This is a genomic window from Mesorhizobium sp. NZP2077 (assembly GCF_013170805.1).
Taxonomy (GTDB): Bacteria; Pseudomonadota; Alphaproteobacteria; order Rhizobiales; family Rhizobiaceae; genus Mesorhizobium.
The window spans coordinates 6587621-6604254 of record NZ_CP051293.1 but is presented as its reverse complement, the minus strand read 5'-3'; the positions used below and the strand labels follow the sequence as shown (position 1 = coordinate 6604254).

Sequence of the window (16634 nt, the reverse complement as noted above, 5' to 3'; positions counted from 1 at the left end):
GACCAACGTGTAGTTCAACGGTGTGCCATCTTCGCGGGTAAAGCTGTTACGAGTGCATAGCGTCTGGGCTGCCGTAAAAACGTCTGGCGCGATGATTTCTTCGAGCAGCCGAACGAACTCCTATGCGAGTGGCAACCACATATCAGTCGATAAAAAATCAAGCGAACAGCCCATCTCCATCGACTGCTAACCACAAGGATTGGGCAGGGCCGCTAGCTATTTAGAGCCTAGACCAGCCTCTACCAGTCGGCGGAAAGCTTCTGATCTAGTGGGAAGGTCTGGCTGATTGCGCCGCCATTCGTCAACGCGCGCAAGCAAGTCACTTGAGAGCCGCAACTCGAAGCGCTCAGTTTTGCTTTCAATAGGATAAGGCGTGTTTGACAATGGTCGTGTCCGTAATGTACGGTATGTACGTAACTTGTGATTCGCGCTTTGCAGCCGAACGACGTGCTCGAACACGTCGCTCGGCCTGACCACAACCCAAGCTGTTTGGAGCTCGGATCATGGCTGATTCCGACAATAGCACGACTTTGCGTTCCGTCATCCGTAGGGGACTATTTCGAGCAACAACCGACCCTGCGATAGCAGCGTGGCGCGCATGGCAAGCTGCTCACGAAGAGACCGAAAGGTTCAGCGACGAGCAGCAGCGTTTGGAACGGAATCTCACAGAAACAGTCGGCTTTCCAAAAGTTATGATCCAGTTGTCCGATGGTAGGACCGTTACGCTGCACTCAGTTGAGGCACTTCGCGATGTGCTCGGCGTCGGGTCTGCCGACTTGGCGGTTGGTGCGAAGGTCGAGGCCGAATTGGCGGCTCATCAGGCGCGCTGGGATGCCTTTGATCGGGCGATTGGCTATTCAGCCACGTTGCGCGCTGAAAGTGAGGCAGCCGATCGGGCGGAAGCGTTGCTTGAAGGATTGTCGGAAACACCGGCTATCTCCCTTGCTGGTGTGGCAGCGAATCTTGATGCCATACTCAGGGAAGGGCAACCGTCGAAGGACGATCCGGAGTTTCCTTGGCCGCAGATCCGCTCGGTCCTGGAGGATATTGCTCGGATCGCTGGGCGCCCAGAGCCTACCTAACTGCACAAGGCCGTTTTCGAGCACTTTGGCAGCCCCTTTCATTCCGAAAGTTCTGCGAGCCTCGCGAGGGGAGTCTACCGCGACCAACTTTTCTACAAGGAGCGATGCAATTTGCGAAAGGCATTGGTGGTATCAACACGCGCCCGCGTCATCCGAGCAAGGCCAAAGCCCGAAACCGAGTGTAGTCCGCATTCCGCAGATCAGCACGTCGGCAGGCAGATCGCGACGGTTCGTGTCCAGTCGGACGTATCGCAAGCCGAGCTTGCCCGATCCATCGGCATCAGCTTCCAACAGCTTCAGAAATACGAGAACGCGAGGAATCGCGTGAGCGCGTCCATGCTCTACGAGATCAGCATGTCGCTTGACGTTCCTGTCAGCCGCTTCTTCGAAGGCCTACCTGGCAATGAGACCGGCCGTAGGGCTGCGCCTCTGCCGGTCGACGTGCGCATCGAGTATATTGCCAGCGCGGAAGGCCGGCATCTGATCGAGGGGCTGATGCAGCTTCCTCCACGGGTGCGGGGTCGCCTTGCAGGAGTAATCGCCGCATTGGCGGACCTCGACGCGAATAGGGACACCAAGGCGACCGACGAACCAATCCCTGATGACCGCAAGACCGGCTGATAGACGCTTGCGGCTGTCTCGTAGTAACCTGCACCGCCAATAGGCTTCGCACCGGCCGTCTACCGTCTTCTCCTCTGCGTAAAGTGAAATCCCTGAATCGTTTCGCCTAGAAGCGTGGCAGCATGTTCGAAAATTGCGGCCTGGTGGCGTCAAGGGAGAGATTCAGTGACGCCAGCTGATCGGTTTGAAAAAGAGCGCCCGCTGTCAAACGGCCCAAAACACTCCAGATCGGCATCCAATTAAAGGGCCGATTCACATTCTAACGATTTGATGTTAAAGAAAAAATTCTTAAAAATCAATATCATAGAATGGCCGTAGCGCCCATCATGGATTGGATCGACCTGCGCTAAATCGCCTTCGCCGGTTTGCGCATTGCTGAATAGGTCAGCAGCATCGAGGCGAGATAGAGCAGCAGGAAGACGATGTTGAGCGAGAGCACCAGCTTCGACGTATCGGAGATGGTGGTCAGCACGTAGATCAGCAGCAGCGCCTTCAATGCGGCGAGCAGGCCGAGATTGAGCGCCCGCACCGCCGTCTGGCCGCGCGCGAAAAGAAGCTCGGCCTGGTATTCGACCAGATTGCGCAACCCCGGAACGCAGATCGCCAGCGCCACCAGGGGTGCTGCTTCGGAGACATTCCTGCCGAGCGCGTTGGGGAAGAAATGCAGCACGATGCCAAGCGCCAGCAGCGCCAGCGTCGAAACCAGGAAGACGCCGCCCTCAATGCCGCTCTTGACCGTCAGCCGCGACAACAGGTCCGGCGCGCGCATCATGCGTTGCACCAGCATCATCGAGAAGGTGCGGATCGGGATCGCGGTCAGGTCGACCAGCCGCATGATGATGGCATAGATGCCGGCCAGATGCGGCCCGCCGATCGCCAGCACCAGCAGCTTGTCGAATTCCGATTGCAGGTAGAACAGAATTTCGGCGCCGGCCACGTAGAGGGAATCCGCCAGTCGCCTGAGGTAAAGCTCGATGCGCAGTCGCAGTCTTTGGCGCGGATAGAACCAGCCGAAAGCCAGGACCAGCGAGGCGGCATTGGCGCCGATATAGAACCATGACCAGATCCAGATGCTGTGCTGGGCCCAGAGCATGAATAGCACCGCGCCAAGCGCCCGCAGCGCCGTCGCCAGGATCGCCAGGACGGCGGCACGGCCGAACTTGCCCAGCCCGTTGTTGACGATCAGAGCCACCTCCACCGGCCGCCACAACAGCGCTTCGGCAAAGACGATCGCCGAAAACACCGACAGCGGCACCGTGCCGGCGAAGAAGATCAGGTAGACGCCGAACGAGGCCGCGGCCAGCAACGGCAGCGAGACGATGCCGAGCAGCAGGAAGCCGGCGGTGAAGGTACCGATCAGATTGGGGCGGATGGTGGCGGTGCGATAGAGCGCCGAGATGAAACCGAAGGCCAGGATCCGCGACAGCATCACGCCGGCCGCCGACGCGGTGGCGAACATGCCGAATTCGGAGATGGACAGCGTGTTGGCGAGCGCGATGAAATAGGCCAGCGAAAACACCAGTCGCCCGCCGGCGCCGCTGATCGCCGAAAAATAGTCGCGCACCAGCCCCCGTCGTTCGGCCACGAAAGTGCCGATCCGGGCAAAAGTCCGCCTTTGCGGTATCCCGCGAGCCTCGGTCATGTCTGAGAGAAGCCATAGGCGGCAAAGCTTAACGTGCCGTTTTGAGGCCTGGCTGCGCTGAAATTCCCGCCCGTGAGGTTATGAAAAGCTTACCCGCCGGCCTGCCGAAATTAACCTTTTGTTTCCTATGCTTGTTTAGCGTGACTTAACGATTGGCCGACCGCCGCTGCCAAGCGGCCAAAGAGTGAAGCTCCAAGACAATGGTCGACAGGGAGAACCGTGAAGACTGGAGGCGCGAGCGTTCCTTGCTGGCACTCGGCCAGGCCATGCGCGGTGAGGATGACGCGTCCCTGGTCTCGATAGGGGACCGGGCAGATTCGGCCTGGCGCGAGGATGCCGCCACGCGCCATCGCCTTGCCCGTTCACGGCGTGAGGCGCGGGCGAACCCAACGCCTTCCGCTGCCGCCGGAACGGAGCGGTTCCAGTCGGATGAGCAACCGGGAGCGGCTGCGCAGGACAACGCCTGGCGCTCGCAGGACGACACGGGCACCAGCGATCTGCCGCCGGCCACGCCGTACGCAGGGTCGGCCGCTGAAGAACCGTCCGGCAGCGCTCGGTCTCACGAGGCCTCCGGACCCCGCTATGAGGGCGAAGCAAATGCATCCTTTGGCGATCGCAGGGATGATCAGCAGTGGAAGCCGCTGATCGATCCGATGCAGGTGGTGCGCGGCATTGCCAGGTCGAAGCTGCTGATCATCACGACCACCTTGATCGGCGCCGGGCTCGGCATCGCCATCGCGCTGTCGACGCCGAAGAAATATGAAGCCACCGCCGAACTGATCGTCGATCCGCGCGACCTCAAGCTAACCGACCGCGACCTCACCCAGAATGTCGTCGCTTCCGACGCCACACTCGCCATCGTCGAAAACCAGGTCCGGGTGCTGACCTCGGGCACAGTTTTGAACAAGGTCGTCGACAAGCTCAACCTGAGCAATGATCCTGAGTTCAATGGTCAGGGCGCCGGCGGCCTTGGCATCAGGTCCCTCATTCGCTCAATTCTTCCGCACCAGGATGGCCCAAGCGGTGCCGACGAGGTTCGCCGCCGCGCGCTTGCCGTCGGCAACCTGGCCGAAAGCCTCTCGGTCGAGCGCGGCGGCAAGACCTTCGTCATCACCGTCAGTGCGATCACGCAGAATGGCGAGAAATCGGCCCTGATCGCCAACACGATGACGGACGTGTTCCTGCAGACTTTCGGTCAGATCCAGTCCGACACCGCCGGCCGCGCGACCGACGAACTGACGGCGAGGCTCGATGAGCTGCGCAAAGGCGTCGAGGTGGCAGAGCGCAAGGTCGAGGAGTTTAGGGCCTCGCATGATCTGGTCGATGCACAGGGCCATCTGATAAGCGACGACGAGATGCTGAAGCTCAACGAGCAGCTCTCGGTCGCCCGCGCCCGCACGCTGGAGCTCAATGCAAGGGCGGCATCGGCGCGCTCGATCGACGTCAATTCGGTTCTCTCCGGCACCTTGCCGGAAGAGATCAACTCCAACACGATGAGCGATCTGCGCTCGCAATATGCGACGCTCAAGCAGGAGGCGGACCGTGCCGCGATCCGGCTTGGCCCGCGCCATCCTGAACTCCAGGCGCTCAACGCACAGATCGCCGGCGCGCGCGACCGCATCGCTGGTGAATTGCGCCGCATCGCCTCCTCGCTGCAGGTCGACCTGAAACGCGCCGTCCAGCTCGAGCAGGATCTCTCCTCCCGCCTTGCCCAGCTCAAGGTCCGCAGCGGTGACGTCAACAACGATCTGGTGTCGATGCGCGAACTGGAGCGTGAGGCCTCTGCCAAGCGCTCCGTCTACGAACAATATCTGCTGCGTGCCAAGGAGACTGGCGAGCAGAAAGACATCAACACCGCCAATATGAACGTGATCTCCAAGGCTTTTGCGCCGCTCGAGGCGAAGGGGCCGTCGCGCGCCTTGATGGCACTTGCCGGCCTGCTGCTCGGCTTTGCCTCTGGTGTCGGCCTCGGCGCCATGCGTGGGGCCTATGAGAGCCTGCGCGAGACCGCGAACTCGCGATCGCGCCGCGAGCGCAAAGCGCCCCCTGAGGAGCAGGCATTCCGGGCAGCACCGCCGCCCGCGCCACCAATGCCGGCAGCGCCGGTGCCCCCGGCGCCTCCACCTCCGCCACCTGCATCGCCGCCGCCAGCATCACCACCGCCCGTGGCACAGGCCGAAGCCGCTCCCGCCGAAGGGCCCGGGCGTATCGCCGCGCTCATGGCGAAGCTGCGCAATGCCGTATCCCGCAAGCCGTCCACAGAGGCGGATGACGACAGCGAGTTTCCCGCCTTTGGTGGAAACACGCGGCCGGCGGATGCTGCCACGCCCTCCGGCGTCCCGAACCCGGATTCCGCCTTCATGCCTCGGCCGTCGGACTATGCGCGGCCGTCTTTCCCGCCAGGCTTCGATGCCACTTATTCCCAGCCGATGGGGCCGCCGTCGCGGTCGCCCCTGATGCCGCCGCCAATCTATCCGGCGCCGCCGCCCTATCCCCCTGCACAACAGGCGGGCTATCCGCAGATGCAGCCTTGGCAACCACAGCCGCCGGCGGGTTCCCCCTATACGCAGGCCATGTCGCCCTATGCCGGGCATGTGCCATATCCGCAGCCCGCTCCGCCGCAACCGTCGGCCTATCCAGCCCAGCCGCCGGCTGAGCCTTCGCCGGTCGATGAAAGCGCCGAACAGGCGCCGATCGAGGAAATTCGCGCCAGCCTGCGCGAATTCCGCGAGGCTGTTCGCGAACTCACCGAGAGCCGCACCCGCCGCCGCTACTTCTGAGCCACAAAATAGGTTGCCGAGGCCGAACAAAACCATCCCGGTTTTCGCGTAAACGGCATGGGACGGCGCTTTGGCGGGATTGCGTGCCGGAATTTTCGTGACAATGCCGCGCTGCATGCTGCCGATGACGCTGCGTTGTGTTGTCGAAAGCGGCGATGGGCAAAACAGTGTTGAGGATAGTTCATGGCCGAAGTGATTGACGGAAAGAGCGTTGCCGAGGATGTGGTGCGGACGGTCAAGACGCTGACTGCCGAGCTGGTCGCCAAGGGCAAGGCCAAGCCCGGTCTCGCCGTCGTCATCGTCGGCGAGGACCCGGCGAGCCAGGTCTATGTCGCTTCCAAGTCGCGCACCGCCAAGGAATGCGGCTTTCATTCGCTCCAGCACACGCTGCCGGCCGACACCTCCGAGGAGGCGCTGCTCAAGATCATCGGCGACCTCAATACCGATCCGGCCATCAACGGCATCCTGGTGCAGCTGCCGCTGCCCGCCCATGTCGATGCCGGCAAGATTATCCAGGCCATCGCGCCGGAGAAGGATGTCGACGGCTTCCATTTCATCAATGTCGGCAAGCTCGGCACCGGCGAACTCGACACGGCCTTTGTTCCCTGCACGCCCGCCGGCTCGATGCTGCTGATCGAGCGCGTGCACGGCAAGGACCTGTCCGGCCTCGCCGTGGTCGTTGTCGGCCGCTCCAACATCGTCGGCAAGCCGATAGCCAATCTGCTGCTTGCCGCCAACTGCACCGTTACCATCGCCCACAGCCGCACCAGGGACCTGCCGGCGCTTGCCCGCACGGCCGACATCCTGGTCGCCGCCGTCGGCCGGCCGGAGATGATCAAGGGGGATTGGGTGAAGCCCGGCGCCACCGTCATTGATGTCGGCATCAACCGCATTCCCGCACCCGAGAAGGGCGAGGGCAAGTCGCGCCTCGTCGGCGATGTCGCCTTTGCCGAGGTGGCCAAGGTCGCCGGCGCCATCACGCCGGTGCCTGGCGGTGTCGGGCCGATGACCATTGCCATGCTGATGGCCAATACGTTAGCTTCCGCCTACCTTGCGGCCGGATTGAAGCGGCCCTCCTTCTGAGCCCGGGTTGACCCTGAAAGCGCCAGTTTTGCCGAACCCCACCATTTCCCCGGAACGGCCGGTCACGAGTGATCCCGTTCAAGGTGGCCGGCAGTTCGCCTTCCTGCTGGTCGACAAGTTTTCCATGTTCTCGCTGGCCGCCGCCATCGACACCTTCCGTTCGGCGAACCGACTGCTCGGCCGCGATTTCTATGGTTGGACGACGGTGTCGGCCGATGGCGATCCGGTGATGGCGTCCAACGGTCTGCCGCTCAAGATCGACTATGCCGTCGCCGACCTGCCGCCGGTCGACATCCTCTTCGTCTCGGTCGGCCTGACGACGGAATTCCCCGGCAAGAGCAAGGTTCTGGCTGCTTTGCGCAGCTGGGGCCGGCGCGGCAACGCGCTCGGCGCTCTGTCGGTCGGATCCTACCTGCTGGCCGAGGCCGGCCAACTCGACGGCTACCGCTGCACCATCCATTGGGAAAACCGCGCCGGCTTCATGGAGCGCTTCCCCGACATCAATTGTACCGGCAATGTCTTCGAGATTGACCGCAAGCGCTACACTTGCGCCGGCGGCACCACCTCGATCGACCTGATGCTGGAGATCGTGCGCGGTGACTTCGGCTCCAACCTCGCCAATGGCGTCGCCAACCAGTTTCAGCACGAACGCATCCGCTCTGCCGGCGACCGCCAGCGCGTCGGGCCGGAACGCGACCTGACCGGCAAGTCTGAGAAGCTGAGGCGCATCGTCGAACTGATGGCCGACCATCTCGACGAGCCGCTGTCGGCGGTGCAGCTCGCCAAATCGGCCGGCCTTTCGGTGCGCCAGGTGGAGCGCCTGTTCCTGCGCCACCTCAACGTCACGCCTGGCCGCTATTACATGCGGTTGCGGTTGGAGCGGGCGCGCGAATTGCTGCGCCAGACCAACATGCCGATCCTCGACGTGGCGATCGCGACCGGCTTCACATCGCACTCCTATTTCGCCCAGAGCTACCGGCTGCAATTCGGCAGGCCGCCTTCGGAAGAGCGCCGCACGACCTATTGAGCCGGACTCCGGTCTGGGCTCGCGACGCCCGCTGCCCGGCACGAACGCTCTGTTCCCGCTAAGGGCGCCTGAACGAGATGGCAGCGCCTGGGCTTGTGTCCTGACGCGGCGTCAAATAGCTTCCCTGTGCGGACTAGGGGGCTAACTCAGGAGATTTCGATGGCGGTATTTGCGCGGGGCGTCGCTGCGGCGATCTTCCTGTTTTTCATGACGACGTTCGGCTTTGCCGCAAACAAGGTCATCATCATTCTCGACGCTTCCGGCTCGATGTGGGCGCAGATCGACGGCAAGCCCAAGCTCGAAATCGCCCGGGAGTCGCTGAGGACCGTGCTTCAATCGGTTCCCGCCGACGACGAGATCGGCTTCATGGCCTATGGCCATCGCGAAAAGGGCAGCTGCGAGGACATCCAGCTGATCGTGCCGCCCCAGGCGGGCTCGGCAAGCGCCATCACGGATGCTGCCGACAGTCTGAAATTCCTCGGCAAGACGCCGCTGACGGCGGCCGTCAAGCAGGCGGCCGAAGCGCTGAAATACACCGAGGACAAGGCGACCGTCGTTCTAATCACCGACGGGCTCGAAACCTGCGGCGGCGACCCCTGTGCGCTTGGCAAGGAACTCGAGGCGTCCGGCGTCGACTTCACCGCCGACGTCGTCGGCTTCGGCCTGACCGCTGACGAAGGCAAGCAGATCGCTTGCCTTGCCGACAACACCGGCGGCAAGTACATCCAGGCCTCCGACGAGAAGGCGCTGCAGGAAGCGCTGGTCGAGACCGTCGCAGCGCCCGCACCAGCCCCGGCTCCCGCGCCAGCCCCCGAACCGGCGCCTGCTCCTGCGCCCGCCCCGAAAGCAGCCGAGGTTGACTACAATCTCATCCCGCAAGCGTTCCTCAAAGAGGGCGGCGAGGCGCCGAAGACAGACGTCTACTATGAAGTCTTCAAGGACGATGCCAAGGGTGTCGGTGGAGACAATGTCAACTACGGTTACAACGCCATCAAGTTCCACATTCCGGCTGGCAACTACATTGTCGTAGCCACAAGCGGCGCCGCCAAGGCCGAGCAGAAGGTCTCACTGACGGCCGACAAGACGACGGAGGTGGCGCTCAACCTGAATGCCGCGGAGATTTCCATCCACGCCCGGCCGGCGCCCGGCGCCGATGTCGACCGCAATGCGCAGATCATCATCGCCTATCCCGGCGGCACGTCCGACAGCAACTATGGCGAGGTCAAGTACGTCGTCCCGGCCGGCGAGACCAAGATCACCGTGAAGCTGGGAGCCGGCGAGGCGAGCGAGACCATGCAGCTTGCCGCCGGCCAGGTCGTCGACAAGGACATCATCGTTGGCGTCGGCAAGGCCAAGGCCAACGCCTTCTACACCCAGGGCGGCGAGAAGGCCGAGACCGATGTGGGTTGGAAGGTCTACAAGGCGGCCAAGAAGCTCGATGGCACGCGCGATCAGGTGACCTACGCCTACGGCCCCGACAGCCAGTTCGATCTGCCTCCGGGCGATTATGTGATGGGCGTCGATGTCCAGGCCGTGTCCACCGAACAGCCTTTCAGTGTGACGGTCGGGCAGATGACCGATGTCAACGTGATACTGAACGCGGGCGTCCTGGCGGTCGACGCGCCAGGCGCGGACGGCTTCAAGATCTTTGAGGCCAAGAAGAACCTCCAGGGCGAGCGCAAGCAGATCACCTACGCCTATGGCGAAAAGATGCAGACGACGCTGGCGGCCGGCGACTATGCGCTGGTGACCACCTTCACCACCGACAAGGCCGAGAAGGAGACGCCGTTCACGGTCAAGGCCGGCGAGCGGACCGAGCTTAAAGTACAGTAGAATGCAGACGGACAAAAAGGGCGGCTCAAGGCCGCCCTTTTTTATTGAACATCCGGAAGACGATCAGGCGGTTCCGAATGCGCTGGCGCCGTGGTCGGCACGGCCGACCAGCTGTCGGAAACCGGCGAAAAGCTCGCGGCCGAAGCCGAACTCGTTGCCGATGAGATCGACTTCCGCGGTACGACGCAGCGCGAATTCCGTCCCCGGTACCAGCACTTCGAGCGTGCCGGCATCGGCGTCGAGGCGGATGATGTCGCCGTCATGGATCCGGGCGATCGGCCCGTCCTCGACCGCTTCCGGCGTCACATGGATCGCCGCCGGCACCTTGCCGGAAGCGCCTGACATGCGCCCGTCGGTGACCAGGGCCACGCGCTGGCCGCGATCCTGCAGGATGCCGAGCACGGTGGTCAGCTTGTGCAGTTCCGGCATGCCGTTGGCCTTCGGACCCTGGAAGCGGATGACGGCGATGAAATCGCCGGTCAGCGTGCCCGCCTTGAACGCTTCGTTCAGGCCCTGCTGGCTGTCGAACACCTTGGCCGGCGCCTCGATGAGGCGCCGTTCCGGCTTGACGGCCGAGGTCTTGATGACGGCATGGCCGAGATTGCCCGCCAGCACCTTCAGCCCGCCTGTCGGCTGGAACGCCTTGTGGAACGGCGCCAGCACCTTTTCGTCGCCGCTTGCCTGCGGCGAGGCCTCGCGCACCACGGAGCCGTCGGCGCCGAGCTTTGCCTCGACCGCATAGGGCCGCAGGCCTTCGCCCCACACCGTCTGCACATCCCCGTGCAGGACGCCTTCGTCCAGCAGTTCGCGGATCAGGAAGCCGAGCCCGCCGGCGGCGTGGAAATGGTTCACGTCCGCAAGGCCGTTCGGGTAGACGCGCGCCAAGAGCGGCACGGCTTCCGACAGGTCGGAAATGTCCTGCCAGGTCAGGGCGACGCCTGCTGCCGCCGCCATGGCGATCAGGTGGATGGTGTGGTTGGTCGAGCCGCCGGTGGCATGCAGGCCAACGACGCCGTTGACGAATGAGCGCTCGTCGATCATGCGCCCGACCGGGGTATAGGCGTTGCCGAGCGCGGTGATCGCCAGCGCCCGCTTCGTCGCCTCGCGCGTCAAGGCTTCGCGCAGCGGCGTGCCAGGATTGACGAAGGAGGCGCCCGGCGTGTGCAGGCCCATAATCTCCATCAGCATCTGGTTGGAGTTGGCCGTGCCGTAGAAGGTGCAGGTGCCCGGCCCATGGTAGGATTTGGACTCGGCTTCGAGCAACTCGGCGCGTCCCGCCTTGCCCTCGGCATAAAGCTGGCGAACCTTGGCTTTCTCATCGTTGGGCAGGCCGGTCGTCATCGGCCCGGCCGGGATGAACACTGCCGGCAGATGGCCGAAGGTCAGTGCCGCGATCACCAGCCCCGGCACGATCTTGTCGCAGACGCCGAGAAAGACCGCGGCGTCGAACATATTGTGCGACAGGCCGACCGCTGCCGACATGGCGATCACGTCGCGCGAAAACAGCGACAATTCCATGCCGGGCTGGCCCTGCGTGACGCCGTCGCACATTGCCGGCACGCCACCGGCCACCTGGGCGATGCCGCCGGCTTCGCGCGCGGCGTCCTTGATCAGCGCTGGGAAGGTTTCGAAGGGCTGATGCGCCGACAGCATGTCGTTGTAGGAGGTGATGATGCCGAGATTGGGCACCTTGTCGGCACCGAGCGCCAGCTTCTCCGAGGGGCTGCACACCGCAAAGCCGTGGGCGAGGTTGCCGCAGGACAGCACCGACCGGTTGGCGGTCTGGTTCGATGCCTCGGCGATACGGCCGAGATAGCGCTCACGTCCTGCCTTCGAGCGTTGGCGGATGCGCTCCGTGATGGCTTCGATGTCGCGTCTTGCGGTCATGGCGATCGGTCCTTTCAGGCGAGGTCCCGGAAACATCCTCCCGCAGTTGCCGGGACCACTAAACGTAAGATCAGGGCGCCCAGAAAACCTCTACGGGCCTGGGTGCAGCGTCGAGTACGGCACGGATCGGTTTTCGCGGTCCGGGCGCGACCGCGCCGTCAAAGGCGATGCGCTTGTCCTCGCCCTCTATGTGCAGCGCGATGAAGCCGGCATCGATGATGCGCGCCAGCGTCAGGGTCAGCCGAGGCTCGCCCGCACTGGCCGCATGAACCGGCAGGATGATCCTGTCCGAGGCCGGATCGAGGAGTTTTGCCAGATCGTCGGCATCGGGAAAGAACGAGGCGGTGTGGCCGTCCGGCCCCATGCCGAGCACCACGACATCGAGTGGCCAGGGCAGGGTTCGCAATGCGGCATCGTCGGATGCCGCTGCATCCTCGATGCCTGATGCCTCATGGTAGAGAGGCACGAAGCGCGCCGCCTTGGCTGCGTTCTGCAACAGATTGGCGGCAACCAGCCCGGCATTGGAACGCGGTGAGGAGGCCGGCACGAAACGCTCGTCGACCAGCGTCACGATCACCTTGTCCCAGGCGATCGGCGCCACTGAGAGGGCGGCGAAGAACTTTGCCGGCGTCGTGCCGCCGGACACGGCCAGCACGGCCGTGCCGCGCTCGGCGATTGCCTTGTTCAGGCGATCGGCCACGCGGCCAGCCAGCGTCGCCGCCAGTTGCGGCCGGTCGGGGAAAGCGTTCCAGTTGTAGCTGGCGCTGGTCAATTGCTCTCGTGCCATGTCCGCCCGTCACGTTCGATCAGCGCTATCGAGGCCGATGGCCCCCATGTTCCGGCCGTATAGCCCTGTGCTTCCTGCTTGGCGCCTTCCCAGGCATTCTGGATTGGGTCGATCCATTTCCACGCCGCTTCGACCTCGTCACGGCGCATGAACAGCGTCTGGTTGCCGCGGATGACATCCATGATCAGCCGTTCATAGGCATCGGGCGCACGGCCGTCGAAGGATTGCGCGAAGCTCATATCCAGCGAGATCTGGCGCAGCCGCATTCCGCCCGGACCCGGATCCTTGATCATGATGAACTGCTTGACGCCTTCGTCGGGCTGCAGCCGGATGACCAGCTGGTTGGCGAAGATCGGTCCGGCGCTGTCGCCAAAGATCGAATGCGGGATCGGCTTGAACTCGATGACGATTTCCGAAACCCGGGTCGCCAGCCGCTTGCCGGTCCTGAGGTAGAACGGCACGCCCGCCCAACGCCAGGTGCCGATCTCGGCCTTGATGGCGACGAAGGTCTCGGTGTTGCTGTCCTTGCCGAGCTCCTCGACATAGCCCTTCACCGGCCCGCCGGCAGAGGCGCCGGCGCGATACTGGCCACGCACGGTTTGCTTCGGCGCCTCGTTGCCGTTGATGCGGTTCAACGCGCGCAGCACCTTCAGCTTCTCGTCGCGCACGGCGTCGGCGTCCATCGATGACGGCGCCTCCATGGCGACGAGGCACAGCAGCTGCAGCATGTGGTTCTGCACCATGTCGCGCAGCGCGCCGGCCTTGTCGTAATAGGTGACGCGGTCTTCCAGGCCGACGGTCTCGGCGACGGTGATCTGCACGTGGTCGATATGGGCGGAGTTCCAGAGCGGCTCATAGAGCGCGTTGGCAAAGCGCAGCGCCATCAGGTTCTGCACCGTCTCCTTGCCGAGATAGTGGTCGATGCGGAAAATCTGGCTTTCGTGGAAATCGTCGCCGACCAGATCGTTGAGCGCTTGCGCCGAGGCAAGGTCGCGGCCGATCGGCTTCTCCAGCACGATGCGCGAGTTCGGCGTGATTAGCTTGTTCTCTTTGAGCTTGTGCGAGATATCGCCGAACAGCGCCGGCGCCACGGCGAGGTAGAAGGCGCGGATGCTCTGGCTCTCGCCGATCGCCTTCTTGAGCTTGTCGAAGCCGGCGCCGGTCGTCGCATCGGCGGAGACGTAGGAAAGCCGGGCCAGGAAGGTCTTCAGCTCCTTGGCGTCGATATCGGCCGGCTTGACGTGGTCGGAAATCGCCTGGCTGGCGAAGGCCTGGAATTCTTGATCGCTCATCTTCGAGCGCGACGTGCCGATGATGCGTGTCGGCTCGGAGAATTGATGGTCACGCTGGCGATAGTAGAGCGATGGCAGAAGCTTGCGTTCCGACAGGTCGCCGGTGCCGCCGAAAATGATGAAGTCGAAAGGGTCGACGGGGATGATCTGGCTGGTCATGGTCTGTCCGCTTTGACGCCGCTAGCGAGTACGCGGCTGATATATTCTAATCGATTTAAATTTTCCAGTGCCATGGTGTCACAGCGAGGACCAATCGCCGGATATTGATTGGGTCCACCTGTGCGCTTGACACTGGCGCTTGCCGGAGGCTTGTCGGTGAACGAAGACTCCGGAAGCTTTCGCAGTTGCAGCATAGAACGTGAATGTGACGAAAGCTAAGGGAGAAATAGCGCGTTGTCTGTCGCGGCATGGGCCGAGGCGGTCAGTCGCCTTATTGGCTCCGGAAAGACATCAATGAGCGGGAAAAGCATGCGTCTGGAAAACAAGGTCGCCATCATCACCGGCGCGGCATCCGGTTTCGGTGAAGGCATGGCCAAGCGTTTTGCCGAAGAGGGCGCCAGGGTGGTCGTCGCCGACCTCAACGCCAAGGGTGCGGAACGCGTCGCCGGCGAGATCGGCGAGGCTGCGATCTGGACGCAGACGGATGTTTCGCTCCGCTCCGAATTCGACGAGATGGTCTATGCCGCAAAAAGCGCCTTCGGCCGCATCGACATCATGGTCAACAATGCCGGCTTCACCCATCGCAACGGCGACATGCTGAAGGTCGACGAGGAGACGTTCGACCTGATCACCGCGGTCAACATGAAGGCGATCTATCACGCAGCCCTTGCCGTCGTGCCGATCATGGAGCGGCAAGGCGGCGGCGTCATCCTGACCACGGCGTCCACCGCTGGTCTCAGGCCACGCCCCGGCCTCACCTGGTACAATGCCTCGAAAGGCTGGGCGATCACAGCCACCAAATCGATGGCGGTGGAACTCGCGCCAAAGAACATCCGCGTCAACTGCCTCTGTCCGGTCGCGGGCGAAACCGGCATGCTGGAGAGATTCATGGGCGCCGACACGCTCGAGATTCGCGAGACATTTCGCGCCTCGATCCCGCTTGGCCGGCTGTCGACGCCGCTCGATATCGCCAATGCCGCGCTCTGGCTGGCATCGGATGAAGCCGCCTTCATCACCGGCGTGGCGCTGGAGGTCGATGGCGGCCGCTGCATCTGAAGCGCATTTGACTTGAGGTTCCCATGGCCTAGTGTTTCAGAGGCTAGAGGGCGCGATGAAGGCGAGATTGCGGAAGATTCGCGAAGAGTTGCAGCGTCGCGTCAAGGTCTACAGGGCCAGGCGCGCCCGGGCGAAAAGTAAGGCGACCTTCATCGGCGTCACTGGCAGTTCGGGAAAATCGACGGTCACGGCGCTGCTTGGGCACATATTGGCCGCCCATCGGCCGACCTATGCACGCGTGCTCGCCAACACCATCAACTCGCTGGTCAGCACGCTCTACAAGCGCATGAGGCAAGCGGGTGAGGTCGACTACGTCGTCTTCGAAGCCGGCGCCTTCGGCGTCGACACGCTGCGGCCAATGGCGGAAATGCTGCAGCCGCATGTGGCTGTCGTCACCATGGTTCGCCTTGAGCACTTTTCCAGTTTCCGAACCGTCGAGAATGTTGCCAGGGAAAAACGCGCATTGGTTGAAGCGCTGCGGCCAGACGGCCTTGCGGTCCTCAACGCCGACGATCCCCACGTGGCCGGCATGGCTGCTGGCACCGGATGCCGTGTCGTCAGCTTCGGCACGGCTGAATTGGCCGACTATCGTGTCACTGACATCCACGCCGCCTATCCGGATCGCCTGACGCTTTCGATCCACTGGCGCGGCGGCATACTTGAACTCAAGACGCCGTTTCCGGGCGAACATTTCTGGCTGCCGACCGCTGCTGCGGTCGCGACGGCGCTCGAACTGGGCGTCGCTCCGGATAAGATTGCCGCCCAGGTGGCGACTTTCCAGCCATTGGCCAATCGCTGTGCCGTGCTCGTCACCGACGATGGTCCGCACTTCATCGTCGACGCCGCCAAGGCGCCGTGGCACTCGATCAACCTTGCCTTGGACATGGTGGCGAAGGCCACTGTCGATCGCAAGCGCATCGTGCTTGGCCAGATATCGGACTATTCCGGCTCGTCCAGGAAATACGCCCAAGCCTACAAAGCTGCGCGGGAAATCGCCGATCAGGTGATCTATACCGGTGACAATGCACATCGCTCCGGGGCAGGGCAGGCTGACCGCGACAGCGGCCGGTTCGTCGAGCTTCGCACGCCGAAGGAAGTCTCCGACCATATCAGGCGCACGGCAGTGCCGGGCGAGTTGATCCTGGTCAAAAGCTCTTCAAACCTTCATTTGGAGCGCATCGCGCTCGCCTGGACGCATGACGTCAAATGCTGGATGCCTGTCTGCGGCAAGCGCGAGGGCTGCGACACTTGCGGCCTGTATGAGGTGCCGTTCGAGCAGCATGGCGACCATGTCAGGCGGCGCAGGCACGCCAGAAGAAGGCAGCGGTTCCGGCGCCTGTTCGGCGGCGGGTCGTCATAGGCCGGTCTCAGCTGCAAATGCGCCT

General features: G+C 63.2%; 12 protein-coding genes. 8 read left to right on the top strand and 4 right to left on the bottom strand.

Going from position 1 to position 16634, the window contains the following annotated elements:
- Window positions 1-503 precede the first annotated feature (503 nt).
- Window positions 504-1082 (top strand): hypothetical protein, encoded by a 579-nt coding sequence (locus HGP13_RS32585; protein ID WP_172233797.1) that lies wholly within the window; start codon window positions 504-506, stop codon window positions 1080-1082.
- 126 nt (window positions 1083-1208) lie between these two features.
- Entirely contained in the window at window positions 1209-1703 is a 495-nt protein-coding gene (locus HGP13_RS38675) for a helix-turn-helix transcriptional regulator (protein ID WP_281410985.1), read from the top strand.
- 346 nt (window positions 1704-2049) lie between these two features.
- On the opposite strand, the gene HGP13_RS32575 is transcribed toward HGP13_RS38675, so the two are convergent.
- Window positions 2050-3345 (bottom strand): lipopolysaccharide biosynthesis protein, encoded by a 1296-nt coding sequence (locus tag HGP13_RS32575; RefSeq protein WP_172233794.1) that lies wholly within the window; start codon window positions 3343-3345, stop codon window positions 2050-2052.
- Window positions 3346-3545: 200 nt separating this feature from the next.
- Here HGP13_RS32575 and HGP13_RS32570 point away from each other — a divergent pair, with 200 nt between their 5' ends.
- The 4 genes from HGP13_RS32570 to HGP13_RS32555 all read left to right on the top strand — a co-directional run bounded on the left by HGP13_RS32570 (window position 3546) and on the right by HGP13_RS32555 (window position 10068).
- Complete coding sequence (locus HGP13_RS32570) at window positions 3546-6125, top strand: GumC family protein (protein ID WP_172233791.1); 2580 nt, start codon at window positions 3546-3548, stop codon at window positions 6123-6125.
- 183 nt (window positions 6126-6308) lie between these two features.
- Complete coding sequence (folD, locus tag HGP13_RS32565; protein WP_172233788.1) at window positions 6309-7208, top strand: bifunctional methylenetetrahydrofolate dehydrogenase/methenyltetrahydrofolate cyclohydrolase FolD; 900 nt, start codon at window positions 6309-6311, stop codon at window positions 7206-7208.
- 28 nt (window positions 7209-7236) lie between these two features.
- Complete coding sequence (locus HGP13_RS32560; RefSeq protein ID WP_032938715.1) at window positions 7237-8235, top strand: GlxA family transcriptional regulator; 999 nt, start codon at window positions 7237-7239, stop codon at window positions 8233-8235.
- Between the two features lie 159 nt (window positions 8236-8394).
- Window positions 8395-10068, top strand: a complete 1674-nt coding sequence (locus tag HGP13_RS32555) for a VWA domain-containing protein (RefSeq protein ID WP_172233785.1) — start codon at window positions 8395-8397, stop codon at window positions 10066-10068.
- Between the two features lie 63 nt (window positions 10069-10131).
- On the opposite strand, the gene edd is transcribed toward HGP13_RS32555, so the two are convergent.
- The 3 genes from edd to zwf form a co-directional block, all read right to left on the bottom strand.
- Window positions 10132-11955 (bottom strand): phosphogluconate dehydratase, encoded by a 1824-nt coding sequence (edd, locus tag HGP13_RS32550; protein ID WP_172233782.1) that lies wholly within the window; start codon window positions 11953-11955, stop codon window positions 10132-10134.
- Between the two features lie 70 nt (window positions 11956-12025).
- Window positions 12026-12742, bottom strand: a complete 717-nt coding sequence (gene pgl / locus HGP13_RS32545; protein ID WP_172233779.1) for a 6-phosphogluconolactonase — start codon at window positions 12740-12742, stop codon at window positions 12026-12028.
- Window positions 12724-14193, bottom strand: a complete 1470-nt coding sequence (zwf, locus tag HGP13_RS32540) for a glucose-6-phosphate dehydrogenase (RefSeq protein ID WP_172233776.1) — start codon at window positions 14191-14193, stop codon at window positions 12724-12726. The genes pgl and zwf overlap by 19 nt, the downstream gene beginning before the upstream one ends.
- A gap of 309 nt (window positions 14194-14502) precedes the next feature.
- On the opposite strand from zwf, the gene HGP13_RS32535 reads away from it, so the two are divergent.
- Window positions 14503-15249, top strand: a complete 747-nt coding sequence (locus HGP13_RS32535; protein WP_172234953.1) for an SDR family oxidoreductase — start codon at window positions 14503-14505, stop codon at window positions 15247-15249.
- A 67-nt stretch (window positions 15250-15316) separates the two neighbouring features.
- Window positions 15317-16609, top strand: a complete 1293-nt coding sequence (locus HGP13_RS32530; RefSeq protein WP_246707201.1) for a Mur ligase family protein — start codon at window positions 15317-15319, stop codon at window positions 16607-16609.
- Window positions 16610-16634 lie beyond the last annotated feature (25 nt).